Source organism: Rhizobium sp. 268 (assembly GCF_036571585.1).
GTDB lineage: Bacteria > Pseudomonadota > Alphaproteobacteria > Rhizobiales > Rhizobiaceae > Rhizobium > Rhizobium redzepovicii.
The window spans coordinates 314,769-331,970 of record NZ_JAPPSO010000005.1; the positions used below are offsets into that span (position 1 = coordinate 314,769).

The following is a 17,202-nucleotide window of genomic DNA, read 5'->3' on the forward strand; positions in this document are numbered from 1 at the left end:
CAAAAGTGTGCAGCGGTTTTGGGAGGACGACATGCAAAAAACAAAAAAATCCGGCGCATTGCATGTCGATGCGACGCGCGTTTTTTTGGCGTTTGACATGGCAAGTTCCGCTTGCCCTCCTATACTGCCGAGAGAAGCCTTTTGATCAACGGAACGATCGCGCCTTCCGATGCACGCCAAGAAAGACAATCTTCCCTCCAGCATTCTCGCCTCGATCCGGAGCAGGAAGAAGCGGCTCGACCCGGCCTATACGGAAACACGGCCGCGCAGCGTGGGAACGCTGATCGCCTCCTACAACGTGCACAAATGCGTCGGCACCGATCGCCGCTTCGATCCGGAGCGCACCAGCCGGGTGATCCATGAAATCGGCGCCGATGTGATCGCGCTGCAGGAGGCCGATACGCGTTTCGGCGAACGCACCGGCATTCTCGATCTCGGCCGGCTGGAGCGCGAGACGGGGCTGATCCCGGTGCCGGTCGCCGGCATGGCCAAGGCGCATGGCTGGCACGGCAATGTCGTGCTCTTCAAGAAGGGGATGGTGCACGACGTGCACCAGGTCAAGCTGCCGGGGCTGGAGCCGCGCGGCGCGCTGGTGGCCGAGATCGAGCTGGAGCAGGGCGGCGTGCTGCGCATCATCGCCGCGCATTTCGGCCTGCTGCGCCACAACAGAGCCCAGCAGGCCCGCATGCTGGTCGAACTTGTCAACGACAGACGGGAGATGCCGACCATCCTGCTCGGCGATCTCAACGAATGGCGGCTCGGCGACCGCTCCTCGCTCAACACCTTCCAATCCGCCTTCGGCCCGCTGCCCCCCGCCGTCCCCAGCTTCCCCGCCGGCCTGCCGCTCCTCGCCCTCGACCGCATCATCGCCAACCGCAAGGGGATCATTTCGGAGGTGGAGGCGCACGATACGCCGCTTGCCCGCATCGCCTCGGATCATCTGCCGATCAAGGCGCTTGTCGATTTGAAGACGGTCGGCGGCTAGGACTTTTCAATGCCGCGAATCTTGGTGTGCTGGTGAATTATACGAACGCAAGGCTGAAGCTGCAGGCGCTCTCGGCCAACGGCCGTGAACAGACTGTCTCGCCGCAACCCGGCATAGTTGCCATTCCCCTTCACAACCCGCGTCGTTTTTGACGTGGATCAACGACTTCGCCGGAGACCGGGCTTAGCGTCGTCGTGTGTTCATGCGGTATCAACAACTCCGAAGGAGAACCATGATGGCGAACACAGCTTTCCAGAGCCGCTCCGATGCGTCCACTGTGACGCCAGCGCAAGTTTCCGTTCCAGTTCTCGGCGCGACAGTGGCCGTTTTTGCCGCCGTTTCGTTCCTGCTTTGCATGCTTCTTGGCTTCGTCGCGCCCGAATGGGGCCTCCACAAACCATGGCTGCAGTTCTTCCTGGGTCTTACGGGATTCGAGGTTAGGAGCTTGGCTTTAGGAACTGTTCAAAGCGTGATCTTCGGCGGCTACACGGGCGCATTGCTCGGGGCTATCTTCAATTTCATCAGCGCGCGTTTTGGCTGAATAGCTACGGAGATGCAGGCGTTCTGGCGGCCTTAATCAACCCTGCGGATCTGCGGCGGAGGTCCGTGAATGCTCGCGGGGCTTCACAGGATATGATACGATCCAGGCGCATTGACCGCGGGAGGGGTAAATGCGCCGAGTCCTTCTGACTTTGATCCTTTGCTCGCAGTCCGCATCGCTGTCAGCGGCGTCAGAGCTTTCAGTTTTCCATACAGCTTCGTTCGGCAGTAGCCGGTCGGTGAGCCTCAGTCTGGCGGAGGGCAGGCCCGCCCGCAATCCGGCCTTCGATTTCGACGTCGTCATCATGCTTTCGGAATCCGATGGTGGCGGGACGGTGCTCTATCGCGACAGAGGAAGACACGAGGTAAGTGTCCGCTGCGGTTCGCCCGCCATGGTGCGGATCAACTCCGCCGACTACGCGGTCGACCTGTCGGCGCGGATGGGGGCCGACTGGAAGCACGATCTCTGGGCAGCACTCTGCAACGCTCCGGTTTCCTGAGCGGCAGCATGACATGGGTCTATCGATCGAGGCCTCAGCCCTTCGGAGGGCGGACCTCTGTGAATGGCGGCGAGCATCCTTCCGTCAGGGAACGCAGGGGCGGCGGCGGCCATTGCGATGAAGCTTCTCGCATAGTCTCCACTCCTCGATGTGCTGCCGCCCGGCTCGATCCGGGCGGCAGCCGCTCACTATTTTACGTCGGTGACGGTCAGCTTGCCATTCACGCGTTCGGCGATGAACTCGATGCTTGAACCTTCCTTCAGCTTTTCGAGCAGAGCCGGGTCTTCGACCCGGAAGACCATCGTCATTGCAGGCATGTCGAGATTCTTCAGCTCTTCATGCTTGATGGTCACTTTCTGCGCCTTGGCGTCGACCTTGTTGACGACGCCCTTCGTAAATTCCTCAGCGAACGCACCGAAGGCTGCGGTACCTGAGAGCAGGGCGGCCAGCCCGATTTTGATCATTGCGGATTTCATCTTCATGGCTCCTGCTATTGAGGGTACTTCCCAGCGACGGTGACGTCGCCGTGCATGCCGGCCTCATAATGGCCGGGGATCAGGCAAGCGAATTTGAACGCGCCGTCGGAGGTGAACTTCCAGGCGATTTCGCCGGATTGACCGGCCGGGAGGCGAATGGAATTGGCGTCGGCATGTTCCATTTCGGGGAACTTCTCCATGACCTTCTTGTGCTCCAGGATCTTGTCTTCCTGATCGAGCACGAACTCGTGGTCGACCGTCCCGGCGTTCTTGATCGCGATCTTGACCGTCTGGCCCTTGCGGACGGAGAAGACCGCCGGGGTGAACAGCATCTTGCCGTCGTCGGTTTCCGTCATCGTGACGCGGATCGTCTGCGTCGCCTTGGCCTTGTCGCCAGGCTCGCCGACGGTCATTTTCTCACCATGGCCGCCGGCGTGATTGCCGGAGGCGAAAGCCGAGCTTGCCAAGGCGGCGAACGCCAAAGCCAGTACAAAGTTCTTCATGCATATATCCTTTCTGGACGTGGGGGATTGAGCCTCAGCCCTTTGTCGGCTGCGGTGTGATTTGTGTTTTCGCGTCTTTGGCCTTGGTCGCGTCCGGCAGTTCGCCGGTCCACTCCCAGGCCTGCGTCCCAGGCGGGTTTTCGTACCAGCCCGGATCGGCGTAGTCGTCCGCAGAGATGCCCTCGCGGACTTTCACCACCGAGAACATGCCGCCCATCTCGATGGGTCCGTGCGGCCCCCAGCCTGTCATCATGGGAACGGTGTTTTCGGGGATGGGCATTTCCATCTCGCCCATGTCGGCCATCCCTTTGGTGCCCATGGGCATGTATTCCGGCTGCAGCTTCCTGATCTTCTCGGCTACCTTCGACTTATCGGCGCCGATGAAGGTCGGGATATCGTGCCCCATCGCGTTCATCGTATGATGCGACTTGTGGCAATGGATCGCCCAGTCCCCGAGGTATTTGGCATCGAACTCATAGGCGCGCATCGCCCCGACCGGGATGTCGATGCTGACCTCCGGCCAGCGAGCCTCCGGACGCACCCAGCCGCCATCCGTGCAGGTTACCTCAAAGTCGTAACCATGCATGTGGATGGGATGGTTGGTCATCGTCAGGTTGCCGACGCGCACACGCACCCTGTCATTCTTCGAGACGACCAGCGGGCTGATGTCGGGAAACACCCGGCTGTTCCAGCACCACATGTTGAAGTCGGTCATCTCCATGATGCGTGGCACATAGGAGCCGGGATCGATGTCATAGGCGTTGAGCAGGAAGACGAAGTCGCGGTCGACGCGCATGACCTTCGGATCTTTCGGATGGACGACGAAGAAGCCCATCATGCCCATCGCCATTTGCACCATCTCGTCGGAATGTGGGTGGTACATGAAGGTGCCGGATTTCACGAGGTCGAACTCGTAGACGTAAGTCTTGCCGACGGGGATGTGCGGCTGCGTCAGTCCGCCGACGCCGTCCATTCCCGATGGCAGGATCATTCCATGCCAATGGATGGTGGTGTGTTCCGGCAGCTTGTTGGTAACGAAGATGCGCACGCGGTCGCCTTCGACCGCTTCGATCGTCGGTCCGGGTGACTGGCCGTTGTAACCCCACAGGTACGCGGTCATGCCGTCGGCCATCTCACGCTCCACCGGTTCGGCGACAAGGTGGAATTCCTTGACGCCGTTGTTCAGACGGTGTGGCAGGCTCCAGCCGTTGAGAGTGACGACCGGCTGATAGTCGGGGCCCGAGGTCGGGTGGAGCGGCGGCTGCATGTCCGCCGATTCCATTGTCGGAGCGTCGGGGAGGCCCATGGCTGAGGTCTTGGTCCAGGCGCCAGCCGCCAGCAGGGCCGCGCTTGCTCCGAACAGTTGTCTTCTGTTGAACATGGTTGGATCCTTTTTCAATGGCCGCCGCCACCGCTGCTTTCGGAAGCAGCGGCGACCTCGGTTCCTGCCGACGCGTTCGTCCCGCCGCCGTAGATCGCCGGCGCGAGACTGGCTTCGGCCAGCCAGAAGTCGCGTTTCGCATTGACGGAGAGCAGGATGGAGTTGATCTTGTCGCGCGTGTCGGTGAGCAGTTCGAAGGTGTTGGTGATCATGCCGTTGTAGGACAGCAGGGATTCCTCCTCGACCTTGCTGCGCAGCGGCACGACATTGTTGCGGTAGTGTCGCGCGATGTCGTAGTTCGATCGGTACGCCTCGTAGGCGGAGCGTGCCTCCGAGCGGACGTTGACGGCTTTCTCCGCGAGCTGGTTCGCCGCCCGCATGTAAGCCAGCTCAGCCTTGCGCATCCGGGCCTTTCCGGTGTCGAAGATCGGAATGGCGAACTCAAGCTCGACCTGGGCAGTCGTCCTCGTCTTCTTCTCGTCATCCTCGATTTCCCGTTCCGTTTCAAAGCCGGTCAGAATCTCGAGGTCGGTGACATAGCGTGTCGCCTCGGTCAGCCCGTAGGACTTGGCGGTGGCCTCGAGTTCGAGTCTTGCGACATGAAGGTCTATGCGGTTTTGGAGCGCCTCGGCCTCGATGGTGTCTCGTCTGGCGACGGTCTTGGGTAGCGCCGCAAGGCTGTTGGGTATCTGATAGTCGAGGTCGGTGCCCCACAGGCCCATGAGCCGCGTCAGTTCCTCCTTGGCAAGGCGTGCCGCCAGACGGGCCTTTGCCGTCTCTCCGGCAAGTTCGGCGACGAACACATGCTCGCGGGCCTGGGCGCCCTTGTTCATCGCGCCAGTTTCGCCCAGCTTCTCCGCCAGTTCGGAAGCGGCGTCCGCCGTCGCCTGGGCCCGCTGGAGCTGCCCGGCATTCTCCCAGGCCGCCACTGCTCCGATCCAGGCACGGCGGGTGTCGGCGGCAAGCTGAAGCGTCTTTACGGCTGCGGTCAGTTGCGCCTGCCGGAAGCGGGTGTCAACGATTGCCACGTCCCGGTTCCTGGTCGCGAGCGCCAGGATATTCGTCGTGATCATCCCTTCGATGGTCCTGAACGCCTCCACCTCCGGCGTGCCCATTCCCGTTGTGCCAATGGAGACGGTCGGGTTGACGAGCATTGTCGACTGCCAGGCGTCGGCGGCGCTGTCACCGAGATCGGCATAGGCGGCCTGGAGGCCCTTGTTGTTGAGCAGGGCGATCTGAACGGCAGTCTCGACATCAAGGGTCTTCTTTCGGGCGAGCAGGCTTCTGACCTGCGCGGAGACCGATCGGGCCTGGTTCTGGTTCTGTATCCAGACCGTCTGCTTCGTTGTCACGATCGCCGTCTGGTCGGCAACGGAAGCAAAGCCCGCTTGCTTGCTTGAATATTCGGCGCCCGTGACGCAGCCGCTCAAGATCAGCGGGAATGCCAGAATCGTGGCGAATCTGAGGTCGATCATGAGGCGTCTCCCTTCTGAGGAGACTGGAGATCGTTCTGTCTGCGCCACGGCTTGGGATCGACCGGCTGCCTAGTGACATAGCCCGAAACTGGTGACCGGTAGGTGACCGGGCGCGCGGACGGCTCTTCGACCGCGGCGGAAGACGCCACCACGTCGGGAGGAAGCGTGGATGCGCAGCCGCCGACGACAAGCGGCAGCCCCACCACGAAAAGCGAGGGTTTCATTATGAAATTCCGAAAAAGAGATAGCCTACGGTGCTCTTGCCCGGATGCGGGCAGGCGACCGACTGGACCCGCTCAAGCGGGTGTATCCCTCATCAGATATTCGGTGGGCGATCCAGGAGCGGCAATTCACCCAGCACGTGCTCGTCGTCGCTAAACTGCCGGATCGAGGCGACGACCGGGCCGCCTAAGCTTTGGCCCCCGCACAGAAGCACGAAGCCGCCGCAAAAATCCTTGCAGCATTCCTGTTTGGCGATTTTGGAAGGACCATCCTTGTCGGTCGCATCGCCATGCCCGTGCTTGTGGCTTGAGACGCCGGCCATGCCGTGGCCGCCGTGGGCCGCGGCACTCGATACGGTCTTTTCGACTTGCAGGGCAGGGCCGTGCATGGCGGCGTCGACGCTGGAAATGCTGTACCCAGCCAGCGATATGATGATCGCCAGCCGCACCAGGAGGAGAAGTCTGCTCAGTGCGATTCGGTACATATGACCCATAGTGTGTCGATTACATCGAACGCCGTCCATTATCAATTGCGACGAAGGACTGGCAGAGATTCCCGCCATTTCTGTGGCGCCAGCGCATCATGCGCCGGCAACCGGACACTCGGTGGATCTCAGTCTACAGCTTTTCGGAGGTTGGATTGCGGCGGGGAAAGATCATGCGATCAAGCGTCTCGTCCCTGATGACAAGTGTATGCCACGCCGCGGCGCCGAAGTGGAGAGCGACGATCGCCAGGATGATGTTCGCCAGGGCGACATGGTAGGCCGCGGTTCCGAACCAGAGATAGCTGGTGACGAAACCCAAGCCGGCTTGCATCAGAATTGCCACGTACAAAGCGTGGTGAAAGCCGGCCGCGGCCTTCTGCCACCACGAGGCCGGCAATTGCGGCGCCGGCGGGGTCTTGATGCGCAGAAGCAACCGGACGCCCATCAGAACTCCAATCAGCATGCCGGCGCAATTGTGGACGTTGTGCTGAAAGAGATCGAACGACGAAGGTGTGACGCCCATATGGGCGGCATGATGTGTGCGTTCGATGCTGCCGCCTGTGAGGTACTGGATCGGAAGAAACAGAGCGATCAGCCAATGAAGGCCTATCTGCGCCGTCGAATAGCTGCCTTTCATCATCCCCTCCGGATCTCCCCGCAAACTATCCTGCCGCAGTTAATGCTTCGTGCGCTGCCAGCCGTAAGACCGAGGCCCGCCGCGTGCAGGGGCATTACGCCCTCTTTTCGCTCGACTTCGCTGCGACAGGATCGGAGGATCGGTCAGCTCGCCAGACTTGGTGCGATCGGCTGGTCAACATGCGAGGTTCTCGATGATTTCAGGAGTGGCCCCCATTTTCGGCGCCATCGTCGCCGTGTCTACGCTGGTTCCACCGGCGAGGGCGGATATTATCAGCGACCGACAGGCCGACATGAAGGCCATGGCAGCGGCGGCGAAAGCCATAGCCGAGATGTTCCGAAACCCCGACACTTACTCATCGAAGCAATTCGCGGCCGCCGCCGGTGCCATTGCCGAGAGGTCGGGCGAGATCCTTGCTGGACATTTCACCGATGGCGTCGAGGATGCAAGGTCGGAGGCGAAGCCTGACATCATCGAGGAGCGCGACCGCTTCGACCGCCTCGCGGAGGATCTTCGGGTCTATGCGCGCGCACTCGATGCGCAGGCGCAGGCCAATCCCGGGGCGATGACCGACCGCATGCGGATGCGGCCAGGAGAGCCGATGGGCGGCGGACCGCTCGGAACCCAAGTCACCAACGCGGCGAGCCTTTCGTCGCTTCCCGCCGAACACATTTTCCATTTGATGCTGCAGAGCTGCACGACCTGCCATGCTCGGTTCAGGATGGAGCGCTGACGTCAGGTTTCCGTGCATGCGGCGGCACCACTCATTCGCCAGTGGTCCAAGGTCGAACGTCCCGCTCATCTCCAGCGAAACAGACCCGTGAGGCGGTCAAACCGCTTGGTCCACGTCATCGGATCGGTGATTTCAGGCGTAGACGGCCGAATCAGTCGCTCACGAAGGGGCAACAAAAACGCGGCCCATTCGTCGAGATCGCTTTTGCTGAAGTAGGGCAGCCAGACGTCGGAGGGACCATCCCACTGTCTTGGATTTGCCTTCGCCAGATCACCGAGTTTTAACAGGAGAGGTCCGCCGTCTCCGACGACCTCTATGTCCGGATCGGGATCAGGCCGGGGACGGCGGGCGATAATGTGCTCTTCCAAAGCCTTGCCAATGGCCCGGTCAGCCTCGTTCAAGTGGCGCAATATCCTTGTGTCGCCAGCGGCGCCGGAACCTTCGGAAACATTGAGTGTAAATTTGCCGCCGATCAGGCTGTTCGACGATTGGGATATCTGAAGCCAGAAAACCCTTTTTCCACGGGCAAAGCTGCATTTGCCCGTTTGCGATTCCCAGCCGAGCTCCTGAAATTTGGAAGCCAGCAGTAAGCGCATATGTCGATGAAAACCTGCACTTTTCACATAGTCGCGCATGCTTCACAGCCTATACTTTGGGCCACAACCCTTTGAAGCGGTCATGGCAAGCTTGGAGGCACAATCCCTGGCGTGATGCTACCCAAGTCATCAGGGCTTTTGCTTCCCGCAACATACACTTCACCCGTCTATCCCATCAACTCGGCAAGGCGGATGACGTGGAGGCGGCAGAGCGAAGATGAGGGCACCGTGGGTTACACTTCGATGAAAGCGCCACTGGTAAAGCCATCGGTGCTGTCGTTCGAGGGCTCAGGCGGTCGAGTTATTAGACGAGTTTCAAGTTGACGATCATCGTTGCCGCCGACTGCTGCTGTCATGCTATTTGGCCGACGCTTTTGCTGTATCAAACATTGCCGTCACCTTGTCACCCTTCGACATCTTCTTTATCTCGTTGTTATAAATGTCGCCGTTGTATTGATCGTCCCCGGAAACGTTTTTGGTCCATTTCTGTTTACCCACACGCCACCACGCTTTGCACGGTTGGTAAACATATACGACATCGCCGGCCTTGTTCTTCCAGTCGGATTTGAAGCAAAACATATTGCCCGTTACGGTCCACGTGCCGTCCGCATAACCGTATTCTCCCTTTTTCTTTCCAACCTTAACGCCTTTCAACGTCCCATCCGCTGACCAGGTGTAGTATACCAACCCGTCTCCGACATCATATTTGACCGAATTGCCGACGTAGAGATCTTTGACTTCCTGCTCGGACAATTCAACGGCGCCTTTCGGCAACTTACCTTCATCTTTGGCGAACGATATCGATGGGCCAATAACCGTCACAGAAATAACTGCGAGCACTGACAGCTTATTCATGGCTGGTTCCTCCATTTTGACGATGTGACGGAACACCTTTTCGGAATGTTCGCCAATTCGCCTGATCTAGCTAAGGGCGTTAGCCCTACCGTTACGTCACTTGACAAGCCACCACCACTTTATCCCAAACATCGCTTGACGGATTTCGCTCTTTGATAAATGCTAAGATGTCAGACCAATTTGACGAACTGACTGCCTGACAAGAAAAATGGGGAACCATGAAGGCAAAGCTTAGCGACAGGCCGGTGATCCGGCCGCTTCCCGCCATGGACCGCGCGCGTCAGGTGACGGATGCGCTGGCGGATTATGTCGAGGATGCACGGCTGCAGGCCGGTGATCGGCTGCCGGCGGAGCGCGAGCTGATGGCGGCCCTTGCCGTCGGGCGTTCGACCATTCGCGAGGCAATCCGCCATTTCCAGGCGCTCGGGGTGATCGAGACGCGCAAGGGCAGCGGCACCTATCTGTTGAAGCCGGTGTCCCGGGCGACGATCCATATGCCGCTGTCCTTCGATGCGGTGCATCTTCGCGATGCGCTGCTGCAGACGCTGGAGGTTCGCCGCGGCATCGAGTGCGAGGCGGGCATGGTCGCAGCTAGGCGGCGGACTGCGAAGGATCTTGTCGTCATCGAGGAAAAGCTCAACGAGATGGAGCGGGTGCATCTGGAGAAGGGCACCTCGGGGCCGGAGGATCTGGCTTTCCATCTCGCCGTTTACGACGCCACCCACAATCCGCTGTTTCGCCAGCTTCTCGAGCAGATGCGCGAGACATTCGAGCGCTTCTGGGAACATCCGTTCGACCGGCAGGATTTCGCCCGCCGGTCCTTTCCCTTCCACCGCACCCTTTTCAACGCGATCGCGGCCGGGGATGCCGAGGCGGCGCGCGCGGAAACATTGAAGATCCTCGACATCGTCGAGGAAGACATCAAGGAAATGTCCAAATGAGCAGCGGCGAAGACCCGTTCGATCTTGCCTCCATCATCACCGCCCACGACGACGGCAATTTCGCCGACGCCGTCGTGCCGCCGATCTTCCAGACCTCGCTTTTCACCTTTTCCGATTATGACGAGATGATCACCGTCTATCGTGGCGAGAAGGTACGGCCGACCTATACGCGCGGGCTGAACCCGACGGTGCGCGCCTTCGAGGAGATGCTGGCCAAGCTCGAAGGTGCCGAGGATGCGCTGGGTTTTGCCAGCGGCATGGCGGCGATCTCCTCATCCGTGCTGAGCTTCGTCGAGCCGGGCGACCGCATCGTTGCCGTCAAACACGTCTATCCCGATGCCTTCCGCCTGTTCGGCACCATCCTGAAACGGATGAAGATCGAAGTGACCTATGTCGACGGGCGCGACGAGGAGGCGGTCGCCAAGGCACTGCCCGGCGCCAAGCTCCTCTACCTGGAAAGCCCGACGAGCTGGGTGATGGAGGCGCATGATGTCGGCGCGCTCGCAGCGCTGGCCAAGCGCCACGGCGTCGTCTCGATGATCGACAACAGCTGGGCAAGCCCGTTCTTCCAGCGGCCGCTGACGCTCGGCGTCGACCTCGTCATCCATTCAGCCTCGAAATATCTCGGCGGCCACAGCGATGTGGTGGCGGGCATCGTTGCCGGCTCGAAGGAAATGATCGCCCGCATCAAAGCCGAGGCCTATCCCTATCTCGGCGGCAAGCTTTCGCCCTTCGATGCCTGGCTGTTGATCCGCGGCCTGCGCACGCTGCCGCTGCGCATGCGGGCGCATGAGGCATCGGCGCTCGAGATCGCCAGGCGCCTGCAGAAGCTCGAAGTGGTCGAGACGGTCTGCCATCCCGGCCTCGCCAACCGACTGCCGGCCGGGCTCAACGGCACCTCGGGCCTGTTTTCCTTCATCTTCCGCGACGGCGTCGATATCCGCGCCTTCGCCGACCACCTCAAGCTCTTCAAATTGGGTGTAAGCTGGGGCGGTCATGAAAGCCTGATCGTACCGGGCGAGGTGGTGCTGCAGCAGAAGGCACAGCCGAATTCCGCGCAAACCTTTGGCATCCATGCGCGATCCGTACGCCTCCATGTCGGCCTCGAAGGAACCGAGGCGCTGTGGAGAGACATCGAGGAGGCGCTCGCCGCCGCCTCGCAATCCTGAAACCCAAGAACCTAAAAGGGGGAACTGAGCATGAAAAAACTAATAATCTCGACGCTCTTTGCTTCGATGATGGCGGGTACGGCCTTTGCCGATACGACGCTGAAGCTTGTCGAAGTCATCACCAGCCCGGAGCGCACCGAAACGCTGAAATCGATCGTCGGCAAATTCGAGGCCGCCAATCCCGGCACCAAGGTCGACATCATCTCGCTGCCGTGGAACGAAGCCTTCCAGAAGTTCGCGACCATGGTATCGGCCGGCGACGTGCCCGATGTGATGGAGATGCCCGATACCTGGCTGTCGCTCTATGCCAATAACGGCATGCTCGAAAGCCTCGAGCCCTATCTCGCAAAGTGGGAGCACACCAAGGAGCTGACGCCGCGCGCGCTCGAACTTGGCCGCGACGTGAAGAACACCGCCTATATGCTGCCCTACGGCTTCTATTTGAGGGCGATGTTCTACAATAAGAAGCTGCTTTCGGAAGCTGGCGTCGCAGCGCCGCCGAAGACGCTGGAAGAGTTCACCGCCGCTTCGGAAAAGATCTCCAAACTGCAGGGTAAATACGGCTACTGCATGCGCGGCGGCGCGGGCGGGCTCAACGGCTGGATGATTTTTGCCGCCTCGATGGCCGGGTCGAACAAGTACTTCAACGAAGACGGTACCTCGACGATGAACAGCCCGGGCTGGGCCAAGGGCATCGAATGGATGGTCGATCTCTATAAGAAGGGCTATGCGCCGAAGGACAGCGTCAACTGGGGCTTCAACGAAGTCGTCGCCGGCTTCTATTCCGGCACCTGTGCTTTCCTCGACCAGGATCCGGATGCGCTGATCGCCATTGCCGAACGGATGAAAAAGGAAGATTTCGGCGTCATGCCGCTGCCGAAAGGCCCGGATGGCAAGTCCTTCCCGACGATCGGCTATGGCGGCTGGTCGATGTTTGCGACCAGCGGCAACAAGGATCTCTCCTGGAAGCTGATTGCCACCCTCGAAGGGCCGGAAGGCAATATCGAGTGGAACAAGCGCATCGGCGCTCTGCCGGCCTATACGGCCGCCGAGAAGGACCCCTTCTATGCCGGTGACCAGTTCAAGGGCTGGTTCGAGGAACTGGCGGACCCGAACACGGTGCCGACCGTGATGCCGACCTACCTCGAGGAGTTCGCCTTCTTCAAGGATTCGCTGGCTATCAAGACCTCGCAGCAGGCGCTGCTCGGCGATATCTCGGCGAAGGATCTGGCCGACCAGTGGGCGGACTATCTGACCAAGGCGCAGCAGAAGTTCCTGAGCAAGAAGTAAGGGGTGATGGGGGCTTCGAGCCAGAAGCCCCCTCATCCGCCTTACGTCGAGCCGCCGGTCTCGACCCGTCCTTCGGACCCCCGCTGGGGAGAAGAGACTCGTGGCGGCGCCTCATTCCCCTTCTCCCCAGCGGGGAGAAGGTGGCCCGAAGGGTCGGATGAGGGGGCTCCGGTCTCTCCATTCAGAAACATCACCAATTCCCAACCGGGTAAGACGATGGAAACTGCAATCTGATGACCATTTCCGCCGATACGCTCGACATGCGTCGTGACCGCAGGCCATGGCTGCGTCGTCTTGCCGATGCTTCGCAGCCTTATCTCTACAGCGCGCCGTCGCTGGTCCTGATCATTGCGGTGATGCTGGTGCCGCTGACATTGGGCGTTTCCTACGCCTTTCGCGATATCCAGCTGCTCAATCCGTTTTCCGGCGGCTTCATCGGGCTCGATCATTTCCGTGAGCTTGCGGGCGATCCGGCCTTTTACGGAGCGCTGAGGAATACGCTCTGGTGGACCGGCGCCTCCGTCGTCCTGCAGTTTACCTTCGGGCTTATCCTGGCGCTTCTGCTCGACAAGCCCTTCCCGGGCAGGGCGATTGCGCAGGCGCTGGTCTTCCTGCCCTGGGCCGTGCCGTCCTTTCTTGCCGGCCTCAACTGGGCCTGGCTGTTCAATCCGGTCATCGGGCCGATCCCGCATTGGCTCTTCGGGCTCGGCCTGATGCATGAGCCGGGCAATATCCTTTCCGATCCCAATTATGCGATGTGGGGGCCGATCGTCGCCAATGTCTGGTGGGGCATTCCGTTCTTCGCGATCACGCTGCTGGCCGCCCTTCAGGCGATCCCGCGCGATCTCTACGAGGCGGCGTCGATCGACGGCGCCGGATGGTTCCAGCGCTTCCGCTCGATCACCCTGCCGTTTCTGGCGCCGACCATCGCCATCACCGTGCTCTTGCGCACCGTCTGGATCTCAAATTTCGCCGATCTGATCGTCGTCATGACCAATGGCGGGCCGGCCGACCGCACCCAGATCGTCGCAAGCTACATCTTCACCACGGCGTTCAAGCGGCTCGATTTCGGTTATGCCTCGGCGATCGCGCTGGTGCTGCTCGTGCTGCTGCTTGCCTATTCGATGCTGATCATCCTGCTACGGCAGACGCTGCTGAACAAGGATTGAGCCGATGAGACGATCCGCCATCCCCACCATCGCGCACCGCCTGGCAATCCTCTGCTATATCGCCTTCGCGCTCTTCCCGCTGTTCTGGCTGCTCAAGGTCTCGGTGACGCCGAACGACCTGCTCTATAGCGAAGGCGTGCGCATGTGGCCGTCGCGCACGACATGGGATCACTATGCCTTCGTGCTGCAGCACAGCGCCTTTCCGACTTTCTTCAAGAACAGCCTGATCGTCTCGGCCTCGACGGCGGTGACCGTGACGGTCTGCGCCTCGCTTTCCGGCTACGCATTGTCGCGTTTCAATTTCCGGGCGAAATACTGGATCGTCGCGCTGATGCTGCTGACCCAGATGTTCCCGCTCGTCATGCTGGTGGCGCCGATCTTCAAGATCCTGTCGCCCTTGCACCTGACCAACAGCCTGACGGGGCTCGTCATCGTCTACACCGCCTTCAACGTGCCTTTCGCCACCTTTCTGATGCAGTCCTTCTTCGACGGTATCCCCAAGGATTTGGAAGAGGCAGCGATGATCGACGGTGCGACGCAGTTCACGGCTTTTCGCCAGATCATCCTGCCGCTGACGCTGCCCGGCATCGCTGCCACACTCGGCTTCGTCTTCACCGCCGCCTGGAGCGAACTGCTCTTTGCGCTGATGCTGATCAACGGCAACGACGCGGCGACCTTCCCGGTCGGGCTTCTCACCTTCGTTTCGAAATTCTCGGTGGATTTCGGGCAGATGATGGCGGCGGGCGTCATGGCGCTCATTCCGGCCGGCCTCTTCTTCCTGCTCATCCAGCGTTATCTCGTCCAGGGCCTGACGGCCGGCGCGGTCAAGGGTTAAACAAATGGCATCGATCGAGATCCAGAATATCCGCAAAGCCTATGGCCATGTGCAGGTGCTGCACGGTGTCGACCTCGAGATCAAGGACGGCGAATTCGTCGTGCTCGTCGGCCCCTCCGGCTGCGGCAAGTCCACGCTGCTGCGGATGATCGCCGGACTGGAGGACGTCACATCAGGCGAGATCCGCATTGCCGGCGCCCGGGTGAACGAGCGGCATCCCAAGGACCGCGACATCGCCATGGTGTTCCAGTCCTATGCGCTTTACCCGCATATGAACGTTGCCGGCAATATGAGCTACAGCCTGAAACTGCGGAAGACGGCGAAGGAGAAGATCGCCAGTGCCGTCTCCGCGGCCGCCTCCAAGCTCGGTCTCGATCCGCTGCTTGAACGTCGGCCGAAGGCGCTCTCCGGCGGCCAGCGCCAGCGCGTCGCCATGGGCCGCGCCATCGTGCGCCAGCCTAAGGCCTTCCTGTTCGACGAGCCGCTGTCCAATCTCGATGCGCGCCTGCGCGAACAGATGCGTGCCGAAATCAAGAAGCTGCACGGCGACCTGAAGGCGACCTCGATCTACGTGACCCATGACCAGATCGAGGCAATGACGCTGGCGGACCGGATCGTCGCCATGCACGGCGGCGTGGTGCAGCAGGTCGGCAGTCCGCTCGAACTCTACGATCACCCCGCCAATCTGTTCGTCGCGGGCTTCATCGGCTCGCCGGGGATGAATTTTCTCGATGCGAGCTATGTCGACGGCGGCGTCAAGCTGCAGGACGGAACGATCGTTCCGCTGGCAAAGCCGCTGCCCCTTGAAGATGGTGCCAAGGTTACGCTCGGCATTCGGCCGGAGCATGTGCTGATGACGAATGACGGGGCGGGCCTTGCCACCGATGTCGAACTCGTCGAACCCACCGGCTTCGGCATCATCCTGCATCTTGCCCTGCACGGCCTGCCGTTCAAGATCTTCACGCTCGATCGCGAAGCGCTGAAGGCAGGCCCGAAGGTCAATGTGGCTTTCCCGGCGCAGTACCTGCATGTGTTCGACGACGAGGGGCTACGCGTCGATTGATCAGGTCAATCCTCACGCATTGCGAGCGGAAAAACCTTTTGCCGCATCGTCCGTGAGGATTATATCAACCAGGTGATTTGCTGGATTGGATGCCATGACCGACACTGTTCTCGACCGCTTTCTCCGTTATGTCGTTATCGACACGCAATCCGATCCTGCCTCGTCGACGCAGCCGACCACCGAAAAGCAGAAGGATCTCGGCCGGGTGCTGGTCGATGAACTGCTGAAGATTGGGCTGGCCGACGCGCATCTCGATGAACACGGTTATGTCTATGCGACCATTCCTGGAAATAGCGACAAGGCGGTGCCGGTCATCTGCTTCTGCTCGCATATGGATACCGCGCCCGATTTCAGCGGCACGGGTGTCAAGCCGCAGATCATCCGCAACTATGCCGGCGGGGACATCGAACTTGCCGGCGATTCGAGCCGGGTGATCCGCGTTTCCGAGCATCCCGAGCTGAATAACCAGATCGGCAACGATATCGTCACCACCGATGGCACGACCCTGCTCGGCGCCGACGACAAGGCGGGGCTGGCGGAAATCGTGACTGCCGCGCAGTTCCTGATCGACAATCCCGAGATCCGCCACGGGACGATCAAGATCCTGTTCACGCCCGACGAGGAAGTCGGTCGCGGCGTCAACAAGGTTGACCTGAGGAAACTCGGTGCCGACTTCGCCTATACCATGGACGGCGAGACGGCCGGCCATATCGAGGACGAGACTTTCTCGGCCGATGGCGTCGAGATCGCTATTTCAGGCGTGGCTATTCATCCGGGCTTTGCCAAGGACCGCATGGAAAACGCCATCAAGATTGCCGGCGCCATCATCGACCGGCTGCCGAAGGAGATGGCGCCGGAGACCACCGAGAGCAAGCAGGGATTCATCCATCCCACCGGCGTGACCGGCTCGATGGAAAAGGCCTCGCTCAGCCTCATCATCCGCGACTTCACCGACAAGGGACTGGTGGAAAAGGAAACGATGCTCGAAGCCATCGTCAAGGAGGTCATGGCGGGCTATCCCGGCTCGACCTATCATTTTCAGGTCAAGGAACAGTATCGCAACATGAAGGTGGTGCTCGACCGGCACCCGGAGATCGTCGACAACGCCATCGAAGCCGTGCGCCGTGCCGGCATGACGCCGGTGCGCGGCAGCATCCGCGGCGGCACGGACGGCTCACGCCTTTCCTTCATGGGACTGCCATGCCCGAACATCTTCGCCGGCGGCCATGCCTTCCACTCGCCGCTCGAGTGGGTCAGCCGGCAGGATATGGAAAAGGCAGTTAAGACGATCGTGGAACTCGCCAAGGTGTGGGAAGACCGCGCGTGAGCGCCCTGCAATTTAACCCAC

The 17,202-nt window shown here is 60.7% G+C and carries 20 protein-coding genes; 11 read left to right on the top strand and 9 right to left on the bottom strand.

Annotated elements, in window-relative coordinates:
* Positions 1 to 169: 169 nt before the first annotated feature.
* The 3 genes from OS035_RS12395 (at position 170) to OS035_RS12405 (ending at position 2,025) form a co-directional block, all read left to right on the top strand.
* Positions 170 to 985: an endonuclease/exonuclease/phosphatase family protein gene (locus tag OS035_RS12395; RefSeq protein ID WP_331813762.1), complete on the top strand. Its 816-nt coding sequence runs from the start codon at positions 170 to 172 to the stop codon at positions 983 to 985.
* A 235-nt stretch (positions 986 to 1,220) separates the two neighbouring features.
* Positions 1,221 to 1,526: a hypothetical protein gene (locus OS035_RS12400; protein ID WP_310805601.1), complete on the top strand. Its 306-nt coding sequence runs from the start codon at positions 1,221 to 1,223 to the stop codon at positions 1,524 to 1,526.
* Between the two features lie 130 nt (positions 1,527 to 1,656).
* Positions 1,657 to 2,025 carry a hypothetical protein gene (locus OS035_RS12405; RefSeq protein WP_183777987.1) on the top strand — a complete coding sequence of 123 codons (369 nt, stop codon included), beginning with the start codon at positions 1,657 to 1,659 and terminating at the stop codon, positions 2,023 to 2,025.
* 188 nt (positions 2,026 to 2,213) lie between these two features.
* On the opposite strand, the gene OS035_RS12410 is transcribed toward OS035_RS12405, so the two are convergent.
* The 7 genes from OS035_RS12410 to OS035_RS12440 all read right to left on the bottom strand — a co-directional run bounded on the left by OS035_RS12410 (position 2,214) and on the right by OS035_RS12440 (position 7,203).
* Entirely contained in the window at positions 2,214 to 2,501 is a 288-nt protein-coding gene (locus tag OS035_RS12410; protein WP_183854614.1) for a copper-binding protein, read from the bottom strand.
* Positions 2,502 to 2,515: 14 nt separating this feature from the next.
* Entirely contained in the window at positions 2,516 to 3,004 is a 489-nt protein-coding gene (locus OS035_RS12415) for a cupredoxin domain-containing protein (RefSeq protein WP_331813763.1), read from the bottom strand.
* A gap of 34 nt (positions 3,005 to 3,038) precedes the next feature.
* On the bottom strand, positions 3,039 to 4,385 hold the full coding sequence (locus OS035_RS12420; RefSeq protein WP_331813764.1) for a multicopper oxidase family protein: 1,347 nt from the start codon (positions 4,383 to 4,385) through the stop codon (positions 3,039 to 3,041).
* 14 nt (positions 4,386 to 4,399) lie between these two features.
* Positions 4,400 to 5,860: a TolC family protein gene (locus tag OS035_RS12425; protein ID WP_331813765.1), complete on the bottom strand. Its 1,461-nt coding sequence runs from the start codon at positions 5,858 to 5,860 to the stop codon at positions 4,400 to 4,402.
* Complete coding sequence (locus OS035_RS12430; protein ID WP_183777998.1) at positions 5,857 to 6,084, bottom strand: hypothetical protein; 228 nt, start codon at positions 6,082 to 6,084, stop codon at positions 5,857 to 5,859. Before OS035_RS12430 ends, OS035_RS12425 begins: the two co-directional genes overlap by 4 nt.
* 92 nt (positions 6,085 to 6,176) lie before the next feature.
* Positions 6,177 to 6,575 carry a hypothetical protein gene (locus OS035_RS12435; RefSeq protein WP_331813787.1) on the bottom strand — a complete coding sequence of 133 codons (399 nt, stop codon included), beginning with the start codon at positions 6,573 to 6,575 and terminating at the stop codon, positions 6,177 to 6,179.
* A gap of 124 nt (positions 6,576 to 6,699) precedes the next feature.
* The gene (locus OS035_RS12440; protein WP_331813766.1) at positions 6,700 to 7,203 is read right to left on the bottom strand and encodes a cytochrome b; all 504 of its coding nucleotides are present in this window, start codon (positions 7,201 to 7,203) and stop codon (positions 6,700 to 6,702) included.
* 193 nt (positions 7,204 to 7,396) lie between these two features.
* Between OS035_RS12440 and OS035_RS12445 the strand changes: the two genes are divergently transcribed.
* The gene (locus tag OS035_RS12445) at positions 7,397 to 7,936 is read left to right on the top strand and encodes a cytochrome c (RefSeq protein WP_310805596.1); all 540 of its coding nucleotides are present in this window, start codon (positions 7,397 to 7,399) and stop codon (positions 7,934 to 7,936) included.
* Positions 7,937 to 8,001: 65 nt separating this feature from the next.
* Here the strand turns inward: OS035_RS12445 and OS035_RS12450 are convergent, their stop codons facing one another.
* Positions 8,002 to 8,571 (bottom strand): hypothetical protein, encoded by a 570-nt coding sequence (locus OS035_RS12450; RefSeq protein WP_331813767.1) that lies wholly within the window; start codon positions 8,569 to 8,571, stop codon positions 8,002 to 8,004.
* A gap of 318 nt (positions 8,572 to 8,889) precedes the next feature.
* The gene (locus OS035_RS12455; protein WP_183854606.1) at positions 8,890 to 9,387 is read right to left on the bottom strand and encodes a DUF995 domain-containing protein; all 498 of its coding nucleotides are present in this window, start codon (positions 9,385 to 9,387) and stop codon (positions 8,890 to 8,892) included.
* Positions 9,388 to 9,605: 218 nt separating this feature from the next.
* Here OS035_RS12455 and OS035_RS12460 point away from each other — a divergent pair, with 218 nt between their 5' ends.
* The 7 genes from OS035_RS12460 (at position 9,606) to pepT (ending at position 17,181) form a co-directional block, all read left to right on the top strand.
* Positions 9,606 to 10,328: a FadR/GntR family transcriptional regulator gene (locus tag OS035_RS12460; protein WP_049732927.1), complete on the top strand. Its 723-nt coding sequence runs from the start codon at positions 9,606 to 9,608 to the stop codon at positions 10,326 to 10,328.
* Positions 10,325 to 11,497, top strand: a complete 1,173-nt coding sequence (locus OS035_RS12465; protein WP_183778008.1) for a PLP-dependent transferase — start codon at positions 10,325 to 10,327, stop codon at positions 11,495 to 11,497. Before OS035_RS12460 ends, OS035_RS12465 begins: the two co-directional genes overlap by 4 nt.
* A gap of 30 nt (positions 11,498 to 11,527) precedes the next feature.
* Positions 11,528 to 12,787, top strand: coding sequence for an ABC transporter substrate-binding protein (locus OS035_RS12470; RefSeq protein WP_012555219.1), 1,260 nt, complete (start codon positions 11,528 to 11,530; stop codon positions 12,785 to 12,787).
* Between the two features lie 233 nt (positions 12,788 to 13,020).
* Positions 13,021 to 13,956, top strand: a complete 936-nt coding sequence (locus OS035_RS12475) for a carbohydrate ABC transporter permease (RefSeq protein WP_183778009.1) — start codon at positions 13,021 to 13,023, stop codon at positions 13,954 to 13,956.
* A 4-nt stretch (positions 13,957 to 13,960) separates the two neighbouring features.
* Positions 13,961 to 14,791 (top strand): carbohydrate ABC transporter permease, encoded by an 831-nt coding sequence (locus tag OS035_RS12480; RefSeq protein WP_097625486.1) that lies wholly within the window; start codon positions 13,961 to 13,963, stop codon positions 14,789 to 14,791.
* Between the two features lie 4 nt (positions 14,792 to 14,795).
* Complete coding sequence (locus OS035_RS12485) at positions 14,796 to 15,854, top strand: ABC transporter ATP-binding protein (protein ID WP_183778011.1); 1,059 nt, start codon at positions 14,796 to 14,798, stop codon at positions 15,852 to 15,854.
* 94 nt (positions 15,855 to 15,948) lie between these two features.
* Positions 15,949 to 17,181 carry a peptidase T gene (pepT, locus tag OS035_RS12490; protein WP_183854604.1) on the top strand — a complete coding sequence of 411 codons (1,233 nt, stop codon included), beginning with the start codon at positions 15,949 to 15,951 and terminating at the stop codon, positions 17,179 to 17,181.
* The last annotated feature ends 21 nt before the right edge of the window (positions 17,182 to 17,202 follow it).

Excerpts from the sequence above, each read along its gene's own strand:
- OS035_RS12425 (WP_331813765.1), bottom strand. The coding sequence starts at position 5,860 with ATGATCGACCTCAGATTCGCCACGATTCTGGCATTCCCGCTGATCTTG.
- OS035_RS12445 (WP_310805596.1), top strand. The coding sequence starts at position 7,397 with ATGATTTCAGGAGTGGCCCCCATTTTCGGCGCCATCGTCGCCGTGTCT.
- OS035_RS12485 (WP_183778011.1), top strand. The coding sequence starts at position 14,796 with ATGGCATCGATCGAGATCCAGAATATCCGCAAAGCCTATGGCCATGTG.
- OS035_RS12415 (WP_331813763.1), bottom strand. The coding sequence starts at position 3,004 with ATGAAGAACTTTGTACTGGCTTTGGCGTTCGCCGCCTTGGCAAGCTCG.
- OS035_RS12460 (WP_049732927.1), top strand. The coding sequence starts at position 9,606 with ATGAAGGCAAAGCTTAGCGACAGGCCGGTGATCCGGCCGCTTCCCGCC.
- OS035_RS12430 (WP_183777998.1), bottom strand. The coding sequence starts at position 6,084 with ATGAAACCCTCGCTTTTCGTGGTGGGGCTGCCGCTTGTCGTCGGCGGC.
- OS035_RS12465 (WP_183778008.1), top strand. The coding sequence starts at position 10,325 with ATGAGCAGCGGCGAAGACCCGTTCGATCTTGCCTCCATCATCACCGCC.
- OS035_RS12420 (WP_331813764.1), bottom strand. The coding sequence starts at position 4,385 with ATGTTCAACAGAAGACAACTGTTCGGAGCAAGCGCGGCCCTGCTGGCG.
- OS035_RS12395 (WP_331813762.1), top strand. The coding sequence starts at position 170 with ATGCACGCCAAGAAAGACAATCTTCCCTCCAGCATTCTCGCCTCGATC.
- OS035_RS12410 (WP_183854614.1), bottom strand. The coding sequence starts at position 2,501 with ATGAAATCCGCAATGATCAAAATCGGGCTGGCCGCCCTGCTCTCAGGT.
- OS035_RS12455 (WP_183854606.1), bottom strand. The coding sequence starts at position 9,387 with ATGAATAAGCTGTCAGTGCTCGCAGTTATTTCTGTGACGGTTATTGGC.
- OS035_RS12435 (WP_331813787.1), bottom strand. The coding sequence starts at position 6,575 with ATGGGTCATATGTACCGAATCGCACTGAGCAGACTTCTCCTCCTGGTG.
- OS035_RS12400 (WP_310805601.1), top strand. The coding sequence starts at position 1,221 with ATGGCGAACACAGCTTTCCAGAGCCGCTCCGATGCGTCCACTGTGACG.
- pepT (WP_183854604.1), top strand. The coding sequence starts at position 15,949 with ATGACCGACACTGTTCTCGACCGCTTTCTCCGTTATGTCGTTATCGAC.
- OS035_RS12470 (WP_012555219.1), top strand. The coding sequence starts at position 11,528 with ATGAAAAAACTAATAATCTCGACGCTCTTTGCTTCGATGATGGCGGGT.
- OS035_RS12405 (WP_183777987.1), top strand. The coding sequence starts at position 1,657 with ATGCGCCGAGTCCTTCTGACTTTGATCCTTTGCTCGCAGTCCGCATCG.
- OS035_RS12440 (WP_331813766.1), bottom strand. The coding sequence starts at position 7,203 with ATGAAAGGCAGCTATTCGACGGCGCAGATAGGCCTTCATTGGCTGATC.
- OS035_RS12480 (WP_097625486.1), top strand. The coding sequence starts at position 13,961 with ATGAGACGATCCGCCATCCCCACCATCGCGCACCGCCTGGCAATCCTC.
- OS035_RS12450 (WP_331813767.1), bottom strand. The coding sequence starts at position 8,571 with ATGCGCGACTATGTGAAAAGTGCAGGTTTTCATCGACATATGCGCTTA.
- OS035_RS12475 (WP_183778009.1), top strand. The coding sequence starts at position 13,021 with ATGACCATTTCCGCCGATACGCTCGACATGCGTCGTGACCGCAGGCCA.